20 protein-coding genes and 2 pseudogenes are annotated in these 18,679 nt (G+C 71.1%); 7 read left to right on the plus strand and 15 right to left on the minus strand.

Annotated features, from left to right (window positions below; translation table 11 throughout):
* Positions 1 to 32: 32 nt before the first annotated feature.
* The 3 genes from pyrH to rpsB form a co-directional block, all read right to left on the minus strand.
* Positions 33 to 785 carry a UMP kinase gene (gene pyrH, locus Actob_RS37705; RefSeq protein ID WP_284922471.1) on the minus strand — a complete coding sequence of 251 codons (753 nt, stop codon included), beginning with the start codon at positions 783 to 785 and terminating at the stop codon, positions 33 to 35.
* A 108-nt stretch (positions 786 to 893) separates the two neighbouring features.
* Positions 894 to 1,724 (minus strand): translation elongation factor Ts, encoded by an 831-nt coding sequence (tsf, locus tag Actob_RS37710; RefSeq protein WP_284916758.1) that lies wholly within the window; start codon positions 1,722 to 1,724, stop codon positions 894 to 896.
* Between the two features lie 75 nt (positions 1,725 to 1,799).
* Positions 1,800 to 2,705, minus strand: coding sequence for a 30S ribosomal protein S2 (gene rpsB, locus Actob_RS37715; RefSeq protein WP_284916760.1), 906 nt, complete (start codon positions 2,703 to 2,705; stop codon positions 1,800 to 1,802).
* A gap of 388 nt (positions 2,706 to 3,093) precedes the next feature.
* On the opposite strand from rpsB, the gene Actob_RS37720 reads away from it, so the two are divergent.
* The 3 genes and pseudogenes from Actob_RS37720 (at position 3,094) to dprA (ending at position 6,265) form a co-directional block, all read left to right on the plus strand.
* A complete protein-coding gene (locus tag Actob_RS37720; protein ID WP_284916761.1) occupies positions 3,094 to 3,453 on the plus strand; it encodes a YraN family protein in 360 nt (119 codons plus the stop codon).
* A pseudogene (locus Actob_RS37725) lies at positions 3,453 to 4,955 on the plus strand (YifB family Mg chelatase-like AAA ATPase); the annotation flags it as partial. The gene Actob_RS37720 and the pseudogene Actob_RS37725, both read left to right, overlap by 1 nt.
* 134 nt (positions 4,956 to 5,089) lie before the next feature.
* Positions 5,090 to 6,265, plus strand: a complete 1,176-nt coding sequence (dprA, locus tag Actob_RS37730) for a DNA-processing protein DprA (protein WP_284916762.1) — start codon at positions 5,090 to 5,092, stop codon at positions 6,263 to 6,265.
* 238 nt (positions 6,266 to 6,503) lie between these two features.
* On the opposite strand, the gene Actob_RS37735 is transcribed toward dprA, so the two are convergent.
* On the minus strand, positions 6,504 to 6,689 hold the full coding sequence (locus tag Actob_RS37735; RefSeq protein WP_185046227.1) for a DNA-binding protein: 186 nt from the start codon (positions 6,687 to 6,689) through the stop codon (positions 6,504 to 6,506).
* Between the two features lie 1,503 nt (positions 6,690 to 8,192).
* On the opposite strand from Actob_RS37735, the gene Actob_RS37740 reads away from it, so the two are divergent.
* The 4 genes from Actob_RS37740 to Actob_RS37755 all read left to right on the plus strand — a co-directional run bounded on the left by Actob_RS37740 (position 8,193) and on the right by Actob_RS37755 (position 12,046).
* Entirely contained in the window at positions 8,193 to 8,453 is a 261-nt protein-coding gene (locus tag Actob_RS37740) for a hypothetical protein (protein ID WP_284916763.1), read from the plus strand.
* 453 nt (positions 8,454 to 8,906) lie between these two features.
* Complete coding sequence (locus tag Actob_RS37745) at positions 8,907 to 9,311, plus strand: winged helix-turn-helix domain-containing protein (RefSeq protein WP_284916764.1); 405 nt, start codon at positions 8,907 to 8,909, stop codon at positions 9,309 to 9,311.
* 288 nt (positions 9,312 to 9,599) lie between these two features.
* A complete protein-coding gene (locus Actob_RS37750) occupies positions 9,600 to 10,829 on the plus strand; it encodes a tyrosine recombinase XerC (RefSeq protein WP_284916765.1) in 1,230 nt (409 codons plus the stop codon).
* Positions 10,830 to 10,858: 29 nt separating this feature from the next.
* Positions 10,859 to 12,046, plus strand: a complete 1,188-nt coding sequence (locus tag Actob_RS37755) for an aminotransferase class V-fold PLP-dependent enzyme (RefSeq protein ID WP_284916766.1) — start codon at positions 10,859 to 10,861, stop codon at positions 12,044 to 12,046.
* Positions 12,047 to 12,139: 93 nt separating this feature from the next.
* On the opposite strand, the pseudogene Actob_RS37760 reads toward Actob_RS37755, so the two are convergent.
* The 11 genes and pseudogenes from Actob_RS37760 to rpsP form a co-directional block, all read right to left on the minus strand.
* Positions 12,140 to 12,484: pseudogene (locus Actob_RS37760) on the minus strand (murein hydrolase activator EnvC family protein); the annotation flags it as partial.
* Positions 12,485 to 12,554: 70 nt separating this feature from the next.
* The gene (locus Actob_RS37765) at positions 12,555 to 12,878 is read right to left on the minus strand and encodes a DUF2469 domain-containing protein (RefSeq protein ID WP_020517955.1); all 324 of its coding nucleotides are present in this window, start codon (positions 12,876 to 12,878) and stop codon (positions 12,555 to 12,557) included.
* A complete protein-coding gene (locus tag Actob_RS37770; RefSeq protein WP_284916767.1) occupies positions 12,875 to 13,720 on the minus strand; it encodes a ribonuclease HII in 846 nt (281 codons plus the stop codon). The genes Actob_RS37765 and Actob_RS37770 overlap by 4 nt, the downstream gene beginning before the upstream one ends.
* Positions 13,720 to 14,205, minus strand: coding sequence for an NUDIX hydrolase (locus Actob_RS37775; protein ID WP_284916768.1), 486 nt, complete (start codon positions 14,203 to 14,205; stop codon positions 13,720 to 13,722). Before Actob_RS37775 ends, Actob_RS37770 begins: the two co-directional genes overlap by 1 nt.
* 44 nt (positions 14,206 to 14,249) lie before the next feature.
* Entirely contained in the window at positions 14,250 to 14,912 is a 663-nt protein-coding gene (gene lepB, locus Actob_RS37780) for a signal peptidase I (protein WP_284916769.1), read from the minus strand.
* Positions 14,909 to 15,799 (minus strand): signal peptidase I, encoded by an 891-nt coding sequence (gene lepB / locus Actob_RS37785; protein WP_284916770.1) that lies wholly within the window; start codon positions 15,797 to 15,799, stop codon positions 14,909 to 14,911. Before lepB (Actob_RS37785) ends, lepB (Actob_RS37780) begins: the two co-directional genes overlap by 4 nt.
* 152 nt (positions 15,800 to 15,951) lie before the next feature.
* Positions 15,952 to 16,308 (minus strand): 50S ribosomal protein L19, encoded by a 357-nt coding sequence (gene rplS / locus Actob_RS37790; RefSeq protein ID WP_284916771.1) that lies wholly within the window; start codon positions 16,306 to 16,308, stop codon positions 15,952 to 15,954.
* 123 nt (positions 16,309 to 16,431) lie between these two features.
* Positions 16,432 to 17,196, minus strand: coding sequence for a tRNA (guanosine(37)-N1)-methyltransferase TrmD (gene trmD, locus Actob_RS37795; protein WP_284916772.1), 765 nt, complete (start codon positions 17,194 to 17,196; stop codon positions 16,432 to 16,434).
* The gene (rimM, locus tag Actob_RS37800; RefSeq protein WP_284922472.1) at positions 17,193 to 17,759 is read right to left on the minus strand and encodes a ribosome maturation factor RimM; all 567 of its coding nucleotides are present in this window, start codon (positions 17,757 to 17,759) and stop codon (positions 17,193 to 17,195) included. The genes trmD and rimM overlap by 4 nt, the downstream gene beginning before the upstream one ends.
* Before the next feature lie 6 nt (positions 17,760 to 17,765).
* Positions 17,766 to 18,023, minus strand: coding sequence for an RNA-binding protein (locus Actob_RS37805; RefSeq protein ID WP_014447131.1), 258 nt, complete (start codon positions 18,021 to 18,023; stop codon positions 17,766 to 17,768).
* Positions 18,001 to 18,525: a 30S ribosomal protein S16 gene (gene rpsP / locus Actob_RS37810; protein ID WP_284916773.1), complete on the minus strand. Its 525-nt coding sequence runs from the start codon at positions 18,523 to 18,525 to the stop codon at positions 18,001 to 18,003. The genes Actob_RS37805 and rpsP overlap by 23 nt, the downstream gene beginning before the upstream one ends.
* Positions 18,526 to 18,679 lie beyond the last annotated feature (154 nt).

An 18,679-nucleotide genomic window follows, 5' to 3' on the forward strand; every position in this document is an offset into this window, starting at 1 on the left:
TGCGGAATGTGGCTTTCAATGCGAGCGTGAGCTCAGGCGGTGATCAGCGTGCCGATCTTCTCGCCCGCGCACGCGCGCACGATGGTGTCGTCGCCGTCCGCGCCGAAGACGAGCATCGGCAGCTTGTTCTCCTCGCAGAGGCTGAACGCGGCCTGGTCGGCCACCCGCAGCCCACGCTGGAGGATCTCCTGGAACGTGATGTTCTCCAGCTTGCGCGCCTGCGGATCGATCCGCGGGTCGGCGGTGTAGACGCCGTCGACGCCGTTCTTGCTCATCAGCACCATGTCGGCGTGGATCTCCAGCGCGCGCTGGGCGGTCACCGTGTCGGTGGAGAAATACGGCATGCCGGCGCCGGCGCCGAAGATCACGACGCGGCCCTTCTCCAGGTGCCGGATCGCGCGCAGCGGGATGTACGGCTCCGCGACCTGGGCCATGTGGATGGCCGTCTGCACCCGGGTCTCGATGCCCTCCTTCTCCAGGAAGTCCTGGAGGGCCAGGCAGTTCATCACCGTGCCCAGCATGCCCATGTAGTCCGCGCGGTTCCGGTCCATGCCGCGTTTCTGCAGCTCGGCACCGCGGAAGAAGTTGCCGCCACCGACCACCACGGCCACCTGGATGCCCCGGCGGTTCACCGTCGCGATCTGCTTGGCCAGCGCCTGCACCACGTCCGGGTCGACGCCGACCGCGCCGCCCCCGAACACCTCGCCGGACAGCTTGAGCACGACCCGGCGCGGCCGCATGGCCGGCGGGTTCTCGTCAGCCGCGGCGGACTGCTCGGTCACCATCGTCATGAGACCCGCCTTCCCTTCACTTTCTGCAGGAGACCTTATGCGACCGGGAGGCCGGACGCTCAATCGCGTACCCGACCTCCCGTGCCATTGCCTTGCGGAGCCTTACTCCTGGCCGACCTCGTACCGGACGAACTTGGTGAGCTCGATCCCGGCCTCGGTGGCGATCTGCTTGACGGTCTTCTTGTTGTCGACGACCGAAGCCTGCTCGAGCAGGACGAAGTCCTTGAAGAAGGAGTTCACCCGGCCCTCGACGATCTTCGAGATGGCCTGCTCGGGCTTGCCCTCCTCGCGAGCGGTCTGCTCGGCGATCCGGCGCTCCGACTCGACGACCTCGGCCGGAACCTCGTCGCGGGTCAGGTACTTCGGCCGCATCGCGGTGATCTGCATGCCGATGCCGCGGGCGTCCGAGTCGGCCGCCTCGTCGTCCTTGCCGGTGTACTGCACCAGGACGCCGACCTGCGGCGGCAGGTCCTGCGCCTTGCGGTGCAGGTAGACCGCGACGGTGCCGTCGAGGATCGTGAAGCGGTTGAGAACGATCTTCTCACCGATCTTGGCGGCGTAGTCCTGCACCAGGTCGGCGACGGTCTTGCCGTCCTCGATCGTCGCGGCCAGCAGCGCCGCGGCGTCGGCCAGGCCGTTCTGCTCGCCGAAGGTCACCAGACGCTGGCCCAGCTCGACGAAGTCGGGGGTCTTGGCGACGAAGTCGGTCTCGCAGTTCAGCTCGAGCAGAGCCTTGCCGGAGTGGCTGACGATGCCGTTGGCGGCGGTGCGGCTGGCCCGCTTGCCGACGTCCTTCGCACCCTTGATGCGCAGGAACTCGACGGCCTTGTCGAAGTCGCCCTCGGACTCCTCCAGCGCCTTCTTGCAGTCCATCATGCCGGCACCGGTGAGGTCGCGGAGCTTCTTCACGTCCGCGGCGGTGTAGTTAGCCATGACTCTTCTCTCGATGTCAGTCGGGAAAGCGGCCGCCGCCTTGTCATGACGGCGGCCGGAAGCGTGTCGGTTGACTTACTCGGCGGGGACGGCAGCCGGCTCGGCAGCGGCCGGGGCGGCAGCGGCCGGCTCGGCAGCAGCGGCGGCCGGCTCGGCAGCGGCGGCCGGGGCAGCCTCGTCGGCCTTCTTGTCGGCGCCCTCGTAGAGGTCCCGCTCCCACTCGGGCAGCGGCTCGCCGGCGGCGACGGTGCCGGCCTCGGGCTTCGCGTCGGCGTCACCGCGGTTGCGGCCGGACCGGGCGATCAGGCCGTCGGCGACGGCGCTGGCGATGACCTTGGTCAGCAGCTCGGCCGAGCGGATCGCGTCGTCGTTACCCGGGATCGGGAAGTCGACCTCGTCCGGGTCACAGTTGGTGTCCAGCACCGCGATGACCGGGATGCCCAGCTTGCGGGCCTCGTCGACGGCGATGTGCTCCTTCTTGGTGTCCACGACCCAGATCGCCGACGGCGTCTTGGTCATGTCACGCAGACCACCGAGGGTCTTGGTGAGCTTGGTCTTCTCCCGGTAGAGCTGGAGGGTCTCCTTCTTGGTGTAACCCGCGGCGGTGCCGGTCAGGTCACCCAGAGCCTCGAGCTCCTTCATCCGCTGAAGGCGCTTGTACACGGTCTGGAAGTTGGTCAGCATGCCGCCGAGCCAACGGTGGTTCACGTACGGCTGGCCGACCCGCGTCGCCTGCTCGGCGATGGCCTCCTGGGCCTGCTTCTTGGTGCCGACGAAGAGGATGTGGCCACCCTCGGCGACGGTCGTCCGGACGAAGCTGTACGCCTTCTCGATGTAGTCGAGGGTCTGGCGCAGGTCGATGATGTAGATACCGTTGCGCTCCGTCATGATGAATCGCTTCATCTTCGGATTCCAGCGACGGGTCTGGTGCCCGAAGTGGACACCGCTCTCCAGCAGCTGGCGCATGGTCACGACGGCCATGGTGGTGCTCCCTGATCTTCCCTGGTTGTCACGCCCACCAACGATGGGCGTCCTGGTGCCTGGTCGCCGGCCGCAGTGGTGACCCGAAGATCATCGGGACCAGGGAGGGCCGTCGCCGCCGGCTGTCGCTGAGGAACCAGCACTGAAAACCGGCGGAGGGCACGCGAGGTCGACCGCATGGGCGGTCGCCAGGGACCAGCATACGCCAACCCGTTTTTCCTCGGGTGACGGCCCGTTCCTCGGAAACCGGCACCGCGGGCAATCCGGCGGCCGGAGCGACAAGCGAGCACATATCACGCCGCGCCGGCCACGGTGGGGATTTCCACAGTCACGCGATGTCCACAGCCGCCGCGCTCCGGGCCGGCCGATCCTGCCACCGTCCGGCGGCATGACGACTCAGCGACGGGCGGTCGGGGCGTACGGCGAGCGGATCGCCGCCCGGCATCTGGAGGACCACGGGCTGGTGGTACTGGCCCGCAACTGGCGATGCGCCGAGGGCGAGGTCGACCTGATCCTGCGGGACGGCGACGAGGTCGTGTTCTGCGAGGTGAAGACGCGGCGGACGGCGACCTTCGGGCCACCGGCCGGCGCTGTCGACCGGCGCAAGGTGCGCAAGCTCCGGCAACTGGCGGCCCGGTGGCTGGCCGAGTCCGGGACGCACGCCCCGCAGATCCGGTTCGACGTGGTGGAGGTGTACCCGCAGCCGCGCGGGGCCAGCCGGGTGGTGCACCTGCGGGCGGCGTTCTGATGAGCTACGCCCGAGTGCTCTGCGTGGGCCTGGTCGGGATGGCGGGCCGGCTGGTCGAGGTGGAGACCGACCTCTCCGTCGGCCTGCCCGCCGTGGTGCTGACCGGCCTTCCGGACACCGCGCTGCACGAGGCCCGGGACCGGGTCCGCGCCGCCGTGGTGAACAGCGGCTGCGACTGGCCGAACCGCCGGATCACCGTGAACCTGCTGCCCGCCGCCCTGCCCAAGCACGGCAGCGCCTTCGACCTCGCGATCGCGGCATCCCTGCTGACCGGGGCCGGTGACCTGCCGGCCACCCCGCTGGAGGGTGTGGTGCTGCTCGGCGAGCTGGGCCTGGACGGCACGGTCCGGCCGGTGCGCGGCGTGCTCCCGATGGTGGCCGCCGCGGCGCGGGCCGGGATCACCCGGGTGATCGTCCCGCTGGCCAACGCCCGGGAGGCGACAGTGGTGCCCGGCGTGACGGTGCGCGCCGCCGACTCGCTGCGCCGGCTGGTCGACTTCGTCCGCGGCGCCGACCGGCTGCTCGACCCGCCGCCGGAGTCGCCGCCCGTCGCCCGCCCCGGCCCCGACCTGGCCGACGTCGCCGGCCAGCGGTTCGGCCGGTACGCGTTGGAGATCGCCGCCGCGGGCGGGCACCACCTGGCCCTGCTCGGCCCGCCCGGCGCCGGCAAGACGATGCTCGCCGAGCGGCTCCCGTCGATCCTGCCCGAGCTGGGCGACGAGGCGGCGCTGGAGGTGACCGCGCTGCAGTCGATCGCCGGGGTGCTGCCGCCGGGCAGCGGGCTGATCCGGCGGCCGCCGTTCCAGGCGCCGCACCACACGTCCAGCACGGCGGCGCTGATCGGCGGCGGGAGCGGCCTGGCCCGGCCGGGCGCACTCAGCCTGGCGCATCGGGGTGTGCTGTTCCTGGACGAGGCGCCGGAGCTCTCCCGGGTGACGCTGCAGGCGTTGCGGCAGCCGCTGGAGAGCGGGCGGGTGGTGCTCGCCCGGGCCCGGGGCACGACGGAGTACCCGGCGCGGGTCCAGCTGGTGCTGGCGGCGAACCCGTGCCCGTGCGCGACGACGGACGAGCGATGCACCTGCAGCCCGATCGTTCGGCGGCGCTACCTGGGGCGGCTCTCCGGGCCGCTGCTGGACCGGCTCGACATGCGGGTGGACCTGCTGCCGATGCGGGCCGCGCAACTCATGACACCGGAGACGCCGGCCGAGTCATCGACGGTGGTGGCCGCTCGCGTGCTGCGGGCTCGGCAGGCCGCGGCGCAACGATGGGGGCGGGAGGGCTGGGAGGTCAACGCCGCGGTACCCGGGCCGCATCTCCGGCGCCGGCCGTGGCTGCTGCCGGCGAGCGACACCGCGGCCTTGCGCGTCGCGCTGGATCGCGGCGTGGTCTCGGCACGCGGTTTCGATCGGGTGCTCAGGTTGTCCTGGACCATCGCGGATCTCGACGGGCGCGACCGGCCCGGCGAGCAGGACGTCGCGGAGGCGCTGCAACTGCGGACCGGGAATCTGGGTGCCTCCGCCTCCCGGAGCCTCGACGTCGCCCCCGCGCGCAGCGCCGGTGCGTTCCCCCGCCGGAACCTCGACGCTCGTCCCTCCCGGAGCCCGGATGCCTCGCCCTCCGCGATCGGAGACGGACGATGAGCGGGCCGGGCAGTCACGCCGATCGGGTCGCGCGGGCGGCGCTCACCTGGTTGGTCGAGCCGGGGCACCGGGTCGTCTGGACGCTGGTGCAGCGGGCCGGCGCGCCGGCCGTCCTGGACCGGCTGCTCGCCGGCGACATCCCGGACCGCTCCCTGCGGAGCGCGGTCGCCGCTCGATCCGCGGCCGGCGACGCCCGCCGGGTCGCGGAGCTCGGGTTGCGCCAGGCGGCCCGGATCGGCGCGCGCTTGGTGGTGCCCGCCGACCCGGAGTGGCCGGCCCGGGTCGACACGCTGGCCCGGCTGGAGCTGGACACCGCCGGGCGGATCAATCAGGACACCCGGCCGCCGCTCTGCTTCTGGGTGCGCGGGGACCTGCCGCTCGGCGAGACGCTGGACCGCTCGGTGGCGGTGGTCGGCGCGCGGGCCGCGACGGAGTACGGCGAGCACGTGACCCTGGGCATCGCCGCCGGGCTGGCCGAGCGAGGCTGGACGGTGGTGTCCGGCGGTGCCTTCGGGATCGACGCGGCGGCCCATCGCGGGGCGCTCACCGCGAACGGCGTCACCGTCGCCGTGCTGGCCTGCGGGGTGGAACGGCCGTACCCGATGGGCAACGCGGCGATGTTCGACCGGATCGTCGAGCGCGGACTGCTGATCAGTGAGTGGCCGCTGGGCTCCGAGCCGCTGCGGCACCGCTTCCTGATCCGGAACCGGGTGATCGCCGCGGCCACCGCCGGAACCGTGATGGTGGAGGCCGCCGCCCGCAGCGGGGCCACCCAGACGATGAGCCGAGTGCTCGCCCTGGACCGGCCCGCGATGGTGGTGCCCGGGCCGGTGACCTCGGCCATGTCGGTCGGCTGCCACGGGCTGCTGCGTAGCCACCCGGCCACCCGGCTGGTCACCTCGGTCTCCGACGTGCTGGAGGAGGTGGGCCGGATCGGCGAGTACCTGGAACCGCTGCCGCGCGGGCGGGAACGGGTCCGGGACCGGCTGGACGAGGAGTCGGCGCTGATTCTGGAGGCGTTCCCCGGGCACGGGAGGGCGACTCCGGAGGAGCTGGCCGCGGAGGCGCGACTGGACCTGCGCACCGTGCTCCGCCGGCTGTCCCTGCTGGAGGCGGCCGGGCTGGTGGCCCGCACCGAGTCCGGGATCAGGCTGGTGCGCCGGGATGGCTGAGAGCCGGTCACCCGTACGGGTGAATGATCCGGCGGTCCGTCCGGTGCCGGCGACCGCGACCGGTGACCCTCCGCTATGGAGGGTGGCGACACCGGAGCCCTTTGCCGGCACCACATCCGCCGCACGACCGCGGAGACTCGTCGCCCGGCACGCCGGCCCGGCGACGCCGTCGTGGGCCAACCGGATGATCCGGCACCGAGGCGGCACGCTGACGCCACCCCGGACCGGGCCGGGACGGTCAGTCCTCGGATTCGTCCAGGTCACGGCGATGGACCTTCATCCACGCCTCGACGTCCTCGGTCAGCCACACCTTGCCCTGCGCAAGATCGGCGATCGGCTTCGGAAAGTCCGCGCGACTGGTGATCTGGTACGCGCGCTGGCGGCTCACACCACCCAGGCGAATGCGGATCTCGTGTGCGCCCATGAGGCGGATCGGCTTCACTCCCACGTGATCGACCGTAGGCGCGAGACTATTAGGCATTCGGCAACTTGGCGGGAGACAGCTAGTCGCCGATCCATTACTATCGGGCTCATGACTAGATGTCGAACGACTAGTAAGCAAGTTCCCTATTCCCCTGTTCACCGCCGTGACTGGCGCACCCTGTGGCGTCGCTGCCGGTGCGGCTTACCGGCACCGTGCGTCGATCGGAAGGTGCCTTCGACGCCCAGGCCGTATCCGGCGCCGGGCTCGCCGGTGCTTCCCGACACCACTCCGCCGGGTTCTCTGGCGTCACCTGACAACACACCGCCGGGTTCGCTGGCGACACCTGACACCACTCCGCCGGGCTCGCTGGCGACACCTGACAACACACCGCCGGGCTCGCTGGCGACACCTGACAACACACCGCCGGGCTCGCTGGCGCCACCTGACAACACGCTGCCGGGTGACCGGGCGCCGCACATGGCGGCCGCACCCCGGGTCGGGATTCCGCGGCAGCGCCGGCCCATCGGCGGCCCGGCCGCGCCACCGAACCGGCCGCTCGATCCCACCGCCCACGGAGGAGTCACATCAAACAGCGGCCGGCCGGGAGATGGCCGGCCCGACGCAGCCGCCGAGAGCGAGTTGCGGCACCCGGAGGGGAATGCGGGCAGGGCGGGAAACCTGACACCGGGACAACGACATCGCACCCGCCGCAACGACCCGTTCGAATACCACCTGCAACGCCGCCGCGATGATCGCTGACAGCGGGCCGCACCACTGAAGATCCAGCCGGAAGAGCCGCCGGATATCGAGCCGAGCAACGCAACCAACGATGCATACGGCAGACCGGCGCGACCGGCGCTGAACCATGGCAAGAACGATAAGACCGCAGCGTGCTGAGGTAATCGCCGCCGCGAAGGGCCAGGAACACGGCCGCAGTCAAGTGCCTACCTGAGCGCCCGATGACTCCACACGCCGGAAGGCTGTGCGACCGGCGACGCCATCGGCACCACACCACACGAACCGCGAGAGCGTCACTGGCCGACCCACGCCGGCCGGTGGAGGCACCGCTCATAGCGACAGCACGGACCGCGAGCACACAACGAACCGCCAGGCGCCACCGGCCCACACCGGCCGGCGGAGGCACCGCCCACGGCGACAGCACCACAAACCGCGAACACACAACGAACCGCCAGGCGCCACCGGCCCACACCAGCCGGCGGAGGCACCGCCCGGCGGCGGCACCACGAACCACTAGGGCGGCACTGGTCACCAACTCACTGGCCGGTGGAGGCGCCGTCCACGGTGACAGCGCGAATCGCGAGCACACAACGAACCGCCAGGCGTCACCGGCCCACACCAGCGGCGGAGGCACCGCTCGCGGCGGAAGGCACCACGGAGCGCGAGCGGGTTGCTGGCGTTGCGCTGCTGGAGGACGCCATCGCTTGGCGGGCTCGGGGTTCGGGACTGGACGTGATGGTTTTGGCCGGATCCGGGGGAACTTTGTTGACCAGCGCACAGGAAGTCGAACACCTGCACCAACGGCCGGACTGGGACTGCCTGGCCTGTGGTTCGCCATGGCCGTGCGCCATTGCCCGGGGGAAGCTGCTGCACGAATACCGCGCTTTTCCGTCGCTGCTGCGGATCTATCTGTCCACGCAGATGTACGAGGCACTCCAGGACATGACCGCCGCCGGAGAGGCGCCTCAAGTAAACCTCTACGAGCGCTTCCTCGCCTGGGCAAGAAGCAGCCCATCATCGTCGTGACGCGGCGTGGTGCTGGCGGGTATGCCGCATCCAGTCCTCCTCGGCATCCGGGCCCCCACCCAGGAACTCGCCATCGCAGCCTGGACCACGGTCGCGAATCGGATGCAGGAGGCGGTCACGGCTGGGGCCCGGCCGGATGCGGCCGCCGACCGAGAGGCAAGACGCGGTCGCGGCGGGGGCATGGTCGGGTCCTGGTCACGGACCGCGAGAGTGGAAGCGGCAGCGAGCGGGCGGCCCGGGCACTGCGATCACGGGCCGAAGAGCGGCCTCAGAGAACGGCCTCGAGGAACGGGCGGCGGTCGCGCCCAGCAGTCTTCCGACCGGCCTGGCAAAACCGCCGCCCGCTCTGCCGCCTGGATTGGCTGGGCCTTTCCGGGGCGACACTGTCATCATAGTTATATCGGTCTGTAGGTACAACGTGATGGAGGATCGTGGTCACGTAAAATAATCGCCATGATCGATCACTCGGCGGACCGCGCGGTCTTTCGGCAGCTCGCTGACCTGCTGCGCGATCAGATCAAGTCGGGTGAGCTCGGGCCCGGGGAGCCACTGCCCAGTGAGCTGCGGCTGGCGCAGGATTACGGGATCAGCCGGACCACGGTGCGCCAGGCGATCGGGCAGCTGCGGACCGAGGGGCTGGTCACGGTGGACCGGCCACGTGGGACCTTCGTCCGGGTGCCGGAGCCGGTGGAGGTCGTCCCGCTCGCTCGCGGCGAGCGCGTGAGCGCCCGGATGCCGACCGACGCCGAGCGCCGGAAACACCGTCTCGGCGAGGGCACCCCGGTCCTGGTGGTGACCGCACCGGACGGCACCGAGACGGTCCACCCCGCAGATCGCGTGCACCTCACCCGTCCCTGACCCAGCGCACCACAAACAGCCGACCGGCCCGCGGTGAGCCGCGGAAAGACGCACCCCGCAGACCGCCTGCACCTCACCCGCCCCTGACCCAGCGCACCACAAACAGCCGACCGGCCCGCGGCGGGCCGCGAAAAGACGCACCCCGCAGACCGCGACATCCCGGTTGACCGGCAGGGCCGGCGTCGGTCCCCCGAGCGGTGACACCGGCACATGCGGGGGCCGGCAGACGGGATTCCAGCGGCGCGCCATGGTGGGAATCTATGGGTGGGGTATGACAAGAATGGCGGCATGGACGCCTATCGACGACGGCCGGTCCGCAAGAGCGTGCGGGGGCTGCACGAGTCGCTTCCGCTGCAGCTGCGTGAGGCCGTGGACCGGTTCGGGCATCACCTGGCGGTCGTCGAGGGACGGTCGGCGCACACCGTACGGGCCTACCTCGGTGACGTCGTCTCGCTGCTGGCACACGCCGCCGACCAGGGCTGTTCGACGGTCGGCGAGTTGGACATCGCGGCGCTTCGCGGGTGGCTCGCGGCGCGGTTGAGTGAGGGCGCCGCGCGGACGTCACAGGCTCGCCGCGCCGCAGCGGCCCGGGCCTTCACCGGGTGGGCGCATCATGCCGGCCTCACCGCCGCCGATCCGGGCGCCGGGCTGGCCAGTCCGCGCGCGTATCGGGACCTTCCCCACGTGCTCCGCGCCGACCAGGCGGCCGCCCTGGTCACCGCCCCGGGACAAGACCCGGCACGGCCGGGCGCCGACCGGTCCGGAGACCAGCCAGCCGAAAGGGCCGCGGCCGGCAGGGCAACCGGGCCGGACAGCGAGGCCGCGGACAGCGGAACGGTCGGACACAGCAGGCGGCCCCACGACGAGGCGGCCCCGGGCAGCGACCAGGCGGAGGGCCGCAGAACCGCCGAGGACGGCAGCCGGGCAGGACGCGGCAGCATGACCGGCGACGTGGTCGCGATCCGGGATCGGGCGGTCCTGGAGCTGCTCTACGCCACCGGCATCCGGGTCAGCGAACTCTGCGACCTCGATCAGGCCGACATCGACCACGTCCGGCAGGTGGTCCGGGTCTTCGGCAAGGGCGGCAAGGAACGCGCCGTCCCCTACGGCCACCCGGCCCGCGACGCCCTCGCCGCCTGGCTCCGAAACGGGCGCCCGGCCCTGGCCGCGAACGCCGCCGGCAACACGAGGGCCGCCGCCGGCAAGCCCCGGGCCATCACGAGGGCCGGCACGAAAACGAGAAGTGACCCCCTGTTCCTAGGGCTCAAGGGTGGCCGCCTCCAACCCACCGTGGTCCGCCGGATCGTCGCCAACGCCGCCCGCGCCGCCAACCTCCCGCACACCAAACCGCACGACCTGCGTCACTCCGCCGCCACCCACCTCCTGGACGGCGGCGCCGACCTCCGCGCCGTCCAGGAGCTGCTCGGCCACAGCTCGCTGTCCAGCACGCAGATCTACACCCATGTCTCCACCGAGCGCCTGCGCGCCGCCTTCAACCAGGCGCATCCACGAGCCTGACGCCGCCTCCGGCACGTACGATCCTGAGCATGAGCGCCGAAGATCCGCCCCTTCCCATCCCCGGCGCCCGCCTGCTGTTCTCGCTGGATCCGGCGGTGTCCTATCTCAACCACGGGTCGTTCGGCGCGCTCCCGATCAGCGTGCAGCGCGCCCAGCAGCGGCTGCGCGACGAGATGGAGCTGAACCCGATGCGGTTCTTCGGCACCGGGCTGGCCGATCGGGTCGTCCACACCCGACGGCATCTGGCCGGCTTCCTGGGCGCCGACCCGGAGGGCAGCGCGCTCATCTCGAACACCACCGCCGCGGTCAGCCTGGTGCTGCAGTCGGCGACCCTGAGCCGGTCGGACGAGGTGTTGCTCACCGACCACGCCTATGGCGCGGTCGCGATGGCGGTGCGGCGGGAGTGCCGGCGCACCGGCGCGACCGCCCGGACGGTGGCGGTCCCGCTCGGCGCCTCCGGACCGGAGATCATTTCCCGGGTACGCTCCGCCCTCCGCCCCGACCGCACCCGCCTGCTCATCGTCGACCAGCTGACCTCGGCCACCGCCACCCTGCTGCCGGTCCAGCAGATCGTGGCGGCGGCCCGCGCCCAGGGCATCCCGGTGCTCGTCGACGCGGCGCACGTGCCGGGCATGCTGCCGGTCGACGTCACCGCGATCGGCGCCGACTTCTGGGTGGGCAACCTGCACAAGTGGGCCTGGGCGCCACGCGGCACCTCCCTGCTGGCGGTGGCGCCCGCGTGGCGCCGGCGGATCGACCCGCTGGTCGTCTCCTGGGACCACGATCAGGGCTTCCCGCTGTCGGTGGAGTCGCAGGGCACTCTCGACTACACGCCGTGGCTGGCGGCTCCGGCGGGCGTCTACGCCATGCGCACGCTCGGACTGGACGCGATCCGGGAGCACAACGCGGCGCTGGCGGCGTACGGTCAGCGGGTTGTCGGTCGCGCCCTCGGCCTGACGCCGGCGGACCTGCCGGACCCGGGCGGACCCGGGGTCTCGATGCGGGTCGTGCCGCTGCCCGCCGGGGTGGCCACCACCACTCCGGAGGCACACGCGCTGCGCCAGCACATCGCCGACAAGCTGGGCGTGGAGGTCGCGGTGAACGCCTGGGGCGGCCGCGGCCTGCTGCGGCTGAGCGCGCAGATCTACAACGTGCCGGAGGAGTATCACCTGCTCGCCGAGCGACTGCCGAATCTGCTCACCAGCGGGCAGTGGTAACAACCGGACCCGGCCCCGGCCGAGCAGGGTCAGCGGGTCGAGGTAGCCACCGGCCTGCCGCAGACCCCAGTGCAGGCAGGCCGCGGCCGGGCAGCCCGGATGACCGGCGTCGAGGGTGCCCAGCGGATCACCGGCGGCCACCCGGTCGCCGGCCCGGACGACGGCCGTCACCGGCTCGTACGTGGTGCGCAGCCCGCCGGCGTGCGCGACGCTGACCACCCCGCGCCCGGCCAGCGTCCCGGCGTAGACGACGGTGCCCGGACCGGCGGAGCGGATCGTCGCGCCGGGTGGCGCGGCCAGGTCGACGCCGCGGTGCCCGGCCAGCCAGGGCTGCGGCGGCGCCTCGAAGCGCCGGGTCACCCGCGGCGGCGCGACCGGCCAGCGGTACGGACCGGGGACCGGGAGCGCGGCCAGCACGAGCGTGAGGAACAAGAACATGCGGGCGAGTCTGGCCAGCCGTCAGCCGGCCGGCGACCCGCCCTGTGGACAACCGCGGGCTGTGGAAACCTCAGCTGCCGAAGCCGGCGTCGTCAGGCAGCGAGATGTCCGGTTTCTCCAGCTCCTCGACGTTCACGTCCTTGAACGTCATCACCCGGACGTTCTTGACGAACCGGGCCGGACGGTACATGTCCCAGACCCAGGCGTCGTGCATCTCGACCTCGAAGTACACCTCGCCGTCGGAGTTGCGCACGTGCAGGTCCACCTGGTTGGCCAGGTAGAACCGGCGCTCGGTCTCCACCACGTAGGAGAACTGGCGGACGATGTCGCGGTACTCCCGGTAGAGCTGCAGCTCCATCTCGGTCTCGTACTTCTCGAGATCCTCTGCGCTCATCGTGTTTCGCCCTCCATGGCCTCATCTTCCCCCACCGACGGCGACGGCTGAGGCTGCTCGCCCGACGCCACGCCGACGGTACCCTCAGCCGCCCCCGGAAGCAGCAGCGGCTCGGTAACGGATACGTCGAACAATGACGGCACCGGGTCCGCCGGCCGGGTCACCGGGCGGCGCGCCCGCGGCGGCACGTTGCCGCGCCCGGAGGCTGCGGCCACGTTCACGTAGGAGAACCGGTGCTCGGCGCAGGGACCGTGCTTCGACAGCGCAGCGCTGTGCTCGTCCGTTATATAACCTTTATGTACCGCGAAACCGTAATCCGGAAACTTCTCGTCCAACTCCACCATCAGCCGGTCCCGGGTGACCTTGGCCAGGACGCTGGCGGCCGCGACGCAGGCCGCCACCCGGTCGCCCTTCCACACCGCGAGCCCGGGCACACCGAGCCCGTCCACCGGGAAACCGTCGGTCAGCACGTAGTCCGGGCGGACGGTGAGCGAGGCGAGCGCGCGGCGCATCGCCGCCAGGTTGCACACGTGCAGGCCGCGCGCGTCCACCTCGGTGGGCGGGATGATCATCACGGACCAGGCCAGGGCACGGGCGACCACCTGGTCGTACACCCGCTCCCGGGCCGCGGCGGTGAGCAGCTTGGAGTCGGCCAGGCCGGGCACCTCGCCGCGCTTGCCGGCCGGCAGGATCGCCGCGGCCGCCACCAGCGGGCCGGCGCAGGCGCCCCGGCCGGCCTCGTCGGCGCCGGCGACGTGCGCGAAGCCGCGCCGCTGCAGTGCCTGCTCCAGGGCGTAGAGGCCGGCTTCCCGCCGGACCACGGTGCGCGGTGGGGCCAACATCACAGACCCGTTTCCGGTACGCCGTCGACCTGCTCACCCAGCAGGACCGCCAGGTCAGCCGGGTAGATCAGCTCGTCGCTCGCCTCGATCTCGGCCGCCGACCACCAGCGGTGCTCGGTGATGGTGAGCCGCTCCTGCGCGTCCATCCCGGCCATGTCGACCTGCCAGCCGGCGACCCGGAGCAGGAAGAAGTCCTGGGCCTGCCGGTAGTCCCGGCTGTCGAAGGAGAACTCGGTCCGCTCGTGCCGGATCGGCCCGGCCAGCTCGGCCGGCTCGACCCGCAGGCCGATCTCCTCGAACAGCTCCCGCGCGGCCGCCTCGACCGGGCTCTCCCCCGGCTCCAGCCCGCCGCCCGGGGTGAACCACCAGTGGAGCCCGGGCCGGGCCGGGTCACCGCCGCGCAGGAGCAGCGCGCGGCCCGCCTGGTCGACCAGGAGAACCCGGCCGGCGCGGCGGGTTATCACGTGCTGGTTCGCGTCGGACACGGTTCCAGCCTAAGCGCCCGGAATCGATCTTCCGAACCGCCCTCTCACCGGCCGGCGGCGTCCGGGATGTCGTCGTACGTGTCCGGAACGGTCAGCCAGGTCGCGCGACCGGCCGGCCAGAAGATGGTGAACGCCCGCCCGACCACCGAGTCGACGGTGATCGTCGAGTCGGCCATCTTGCCGGCCTCGTCGGCGGCGGTGCTCTGCTCGTAGTGCTCCAGCGAGTCGCCGGACGCCTCGCGGTGGTCACCCATCACCCAGATCCGCCCGGCCGGAACGGTGATGTCGAACTTCTCGTCGGCCACCTGGTTCCGGGTGCCGTCGGCGTCGGTGTAGATGTACGGCTCGTCCAGCGAGTGTCCGTTGATGATCAGCCGGTTCTGCGGGTCGCAGCAGACCACGTGGTCACCAGCGGTGCCGATCACCCGCTTGATGAAGTCCTCGCCCTCGGCACCGGACTGCCATTCCTTGGGCGCCTTGAAGACGATGATCTCGCCGCGTTTCGGGTCACGGAAGTCATAGACGAGCTTGTTGACCAGCACCCGGTCCCACACGTTGAGCGTGTGCTCCATCGACGGGGACGGGATGTAGAACGTCTGCAGCACGAAGGCGCGCACCAGGACGGCGACCAGAATCGCCACGCCCAGCAGGATGGGAAGCTCACGCCAGAAGGAACCGCGGCGTTTTTCGGTCTGCTCGTCAATCACGCTCGGAGCCTACGTCGTCGAGTCACGAACGACATGCCGGAACGCGCGGATAACGCCGCACTCAGCAGCAGCGGGAAAAGGTTGCCGGCCACCTCGGGATCCTGTCGCGGCTGGGGCACCGGGGGGCCGGCGGCCGCCGTCGGATGATCCTCGGCGAACTGTTTCCAGACCGGCGGGACGTCGAGGCTCTTGAATCTGTCGCTCGGCCAGACGGTGACGAACGCGCGCCCGATCACGTTCTGGATCGGCACCGGACCCTGGCAGCGCGCGTCCTGAGACACCAGGCGGTGGTCGCCCATCACGAACATCTGCCCGGCCGGCACGGTGATCTCGGCGAATTTCCGGCTGGTGCACTGGCCGGCGATCGGCGGCTGGCTCAGGTCGGAGTTGAAGCCGTCAGCGATGTAGGCCTCATCGATACCGACGCCGTTCACCGTGATCCGGCCCTGGTCGTCACAGCAGGCGACCTTGTCACCCGGAAGGCCGATCACCCGTTTGATGAAGTCGCGCTCCCCGGGTCGGCTGACCCCGACCAGGTCACCGATGGTCCGACCGAGTTTCGCGCCGAAGGTGTTGCTGACCGGTTCGGTGGTCTCCGGCGCCCAGTTGTCGGTACCGCGGAACACCACGATCTCGCCGCGCAGCGGGTCGCGCATGTCGTAGACGACCTTGTTGACCAGCACGCGGTCCTTGAGTTCCAGCGTCTTCTGCATCGACCCGGAGGGGATGTAGAACGCCTGGACCAGGAAGGTGCGGATGAGCACGGCCAGGCAGAACGCGACCACCAGCAGCAGCGGGAGCTCCTGCCAGAGGGGCATTTCCTTACGCCGTATCACCGACCGCCGCCGGGCCGGACGATAGCCTTCCATCGGATCCACGCTTCGCATCTCCTGACGCTCCCGGCCGAACCGCCCCCGGATACAGCACTACCGCCCGAGTTTCCCGGCTAGGGGAAGTTACGAGCGGTAGGACTGGAATGGTTCATCATCCGGCACAGCCGCCAGCCTAGGCCCTCGCGGCTGTGCCGAATCTGAGAGGCTCAGACGGTCTGCTTCTCGCGAAGCTCCTTGATCTTGGCCTTCTTGCCCCGCAGCTCACGCAGGTAGTAGAGCTTGGCGCGGCGGACGGCACCACGGGTGACGACCTCGATCTTGTCGATCGCCGGGCTGTTGAACGGGTAGGTCCGCTCGACACCGACGCCGAAGCTGATCTTGCGGACCTTGAAGGTCTCCCGCAGGCCGGAGCCCTGGCGGGCGATCACGACGCCCTGGAAGACCTGGACACGGGAACGGTTACCTTCGACGACCCGGGCGTACACCTTGAGGGTGTCACCGGCGCGGAAGTCCGGAATGTCGGTGCGCCGCGACTGGGCGTCGAGCTCGTCCAGCGTGTTCATCGCTGCATCCTCGTAGAACTAAGCGCACCGTGAGTTCGGTGACGCGGTGGGTGATTCTGACCTTCCGCCACTCCAGAAGGTCCTCGTCCCACCCCACGGCGCGGGGTGGAGACGGCAACCTCCCTACTTTGCCACACCGGGTGGCGGGAGCTCCAATCCGGCCTCGTCGAGGGCCTTGCGGTCCTTCTTGTCGAGCGCCTCCGGCGGGTAGGCGGCGAAGAGGTCCGGCCGCCGGGCCGCGGTCCGCAACAGGCTTTCGGTACGGCGCCAGCGCGCGATCCGCCCGTGGTCACCCGACCGCAGCACGTCCGGCACCTCCCGGTCCCGCCAGGACGCCGGCTTGGTGTAGACCGGGGCCTCCAGCAGGCCGGCCGCGTGCGACTCCTCGGTCAGCGAGTCGGCGTTGCCCAGCACACCGGGCAGCAGCCGGGTGATCGCCTCCATGATCACGATGACCGCCACCTCGCCACCGAACAGCACGTAGTCGCCGAGGGAGACCTCCCGCACCGGCATCCGCGCCGCCGCGTCGTCGATCACCCGCTGGTCGATGCCCTCGTAGCGCCCGCACGCGAAGACCAGGTGCGGCAGCGCGGCCAGCTCGTACGCGTCGGCCTGGGTGAACGGCTTGCCGACCGGGGACGGGATGACCAGCGTCGCGTCCGGCGTGCCGACGGCGTCCAGCGCCTCGCCCCACGGCTCCGGACGCATCACCATGCCGGGACCGCCGCCGTACGGGCTGTCGTCGACGGTGCGGTGCACGTCGTAGGTCCAGGTGCGCAGGTCGTGCACGGACAGATCGAGCGTCCCGGTGGTCCGCGCCTTGCCGATCAGCGAGAGGTCGAGCGGGGCGAAGTAGTCCGGGAAGATCGAGATGATGTCGACCTTCACAGGTCCAGCAGTCCTTCGGGGAGATCGACGACGACACGGCCACCGGCGATGTCGACCGTCGGGACCATCGCCGTCACGAACGGGATCAGCGCGGTCCCCCCGGCGGACTTGGCCAGCACGATCAGGTCCGAGGACGGGGCGTGGTCGATCCGCTGCACGGTGCCCAGCTCGACGCCGTCGAGCGACTCGACCCGCAGCCCGATCAGCTGGTGGTCGTGGAACTCGTCCGGGTCGTCCGGCGGGGTCAGCTCGGAGCTGTCCACCTGCAGGAGCACGCCGCGCATCGCCTCGGCGACGTTGCGGTCGTAGATGCCCTCGAAGAGCGCGATGCCGCGGCCCTGATGCCAGCGGATCTGCTCGAGGGTGAGTTGTTTCGGAACTTCGAAGCGAGCGCCGGGAGCGGGGGTGCCCGCCGGGCCGGTGCTCACCCGGCGGTCCCGGGGGACCTCCGTGATGAACACCGACCCGACGGTGAAGCGTTCCTCGGGCTCGTCGGTCCGCACGACCACCGAGACCTCGCCCCGGATGCCGTGCGGTTTACCGATCTGGCCGACGACGAGCAGCATCGGTCAGTACGCGTCGACGATGTCGACGCGGATGCCGCGCCCACCGATCGACCCGATCACCTGACGCAGCGCCTTGGCCGTGCGCCCGCCGCGCCCGATGACCGTTCCCAGGTCCTCGGGGTGCACGCGGACCTCGAGCCGCTTGCCGCGGCGCGAGTCGACCAGACGGACCCGGACGTCGTCCGGGTTGTCGACGATGCCCTTGACGAGGTGCTCCAGCGCCGGCCGGAGCGCCCCGTCAGCTCGCGTCGGCGCCGGCACCGGCCGGGTCCTCTGCCGTCTCGGCGACAGCCTCGCGGTTCGGCTCGGCGGGGTCGGCGGCCTTGGTCTGGGCCGGCTTGGCCTCGGCGGCCTCCGGCGCAGCGGCGACCTTCTCGGCCTTGGCCTTCTTCGGCGTGGCGGCCGGCTTGGTGTCGGCGAGACCGGCGGCAGCCTTGGCCTCGGCCTCGTACACCTCGGTCTTGTTCTGCTTGCTCGGCGCGACCAGCAGCGGCGCCGGAGCCGGCAGGCCCTTGAACTTCTGCCAGTCGCCGGTCTTCTCCAGGATCCGCTGCACGGGCTCGCTCGGCTGCGCGCCGACGCCGAGCCAGTACTGCACGCGGTCGGACTTGACCTCGATCAGCGAGGGGTGTTCCTTCGGCTGGTAGATGCCGATGTACTCGATGGCGCGGCCGTCGCGCTTGGTGCGCGAGTCGGCGACGACGATGCGGTACTGCGGGTTGCGGATCTTGCCCATCCGCAGGAGCCGGATCTTAACGGCCACGGTGTATTCGCTCCTGGTGACTGCGTGGGTGAGCCGACCGGAACCCGCGTGGGGATGCGGGGCCGATGCCTCGTGGATTGGCGGTGCGTGCGGGGTTAGAGGGCGCCACACGACATGCCGGATACCAACAAGCCATTCTGCCAGACCGGACCGC

The sequence above is a fragment of the Actinoplanes oblitus genome (assembly GCF_030252345.1).
Taxonomy (GTDB): Bacteria; Actinomycetota; Actinomycetes; order Mycobacteriales; family Micromonosporaceae; genus Actinoplanes; species Actinoplanes oblitus.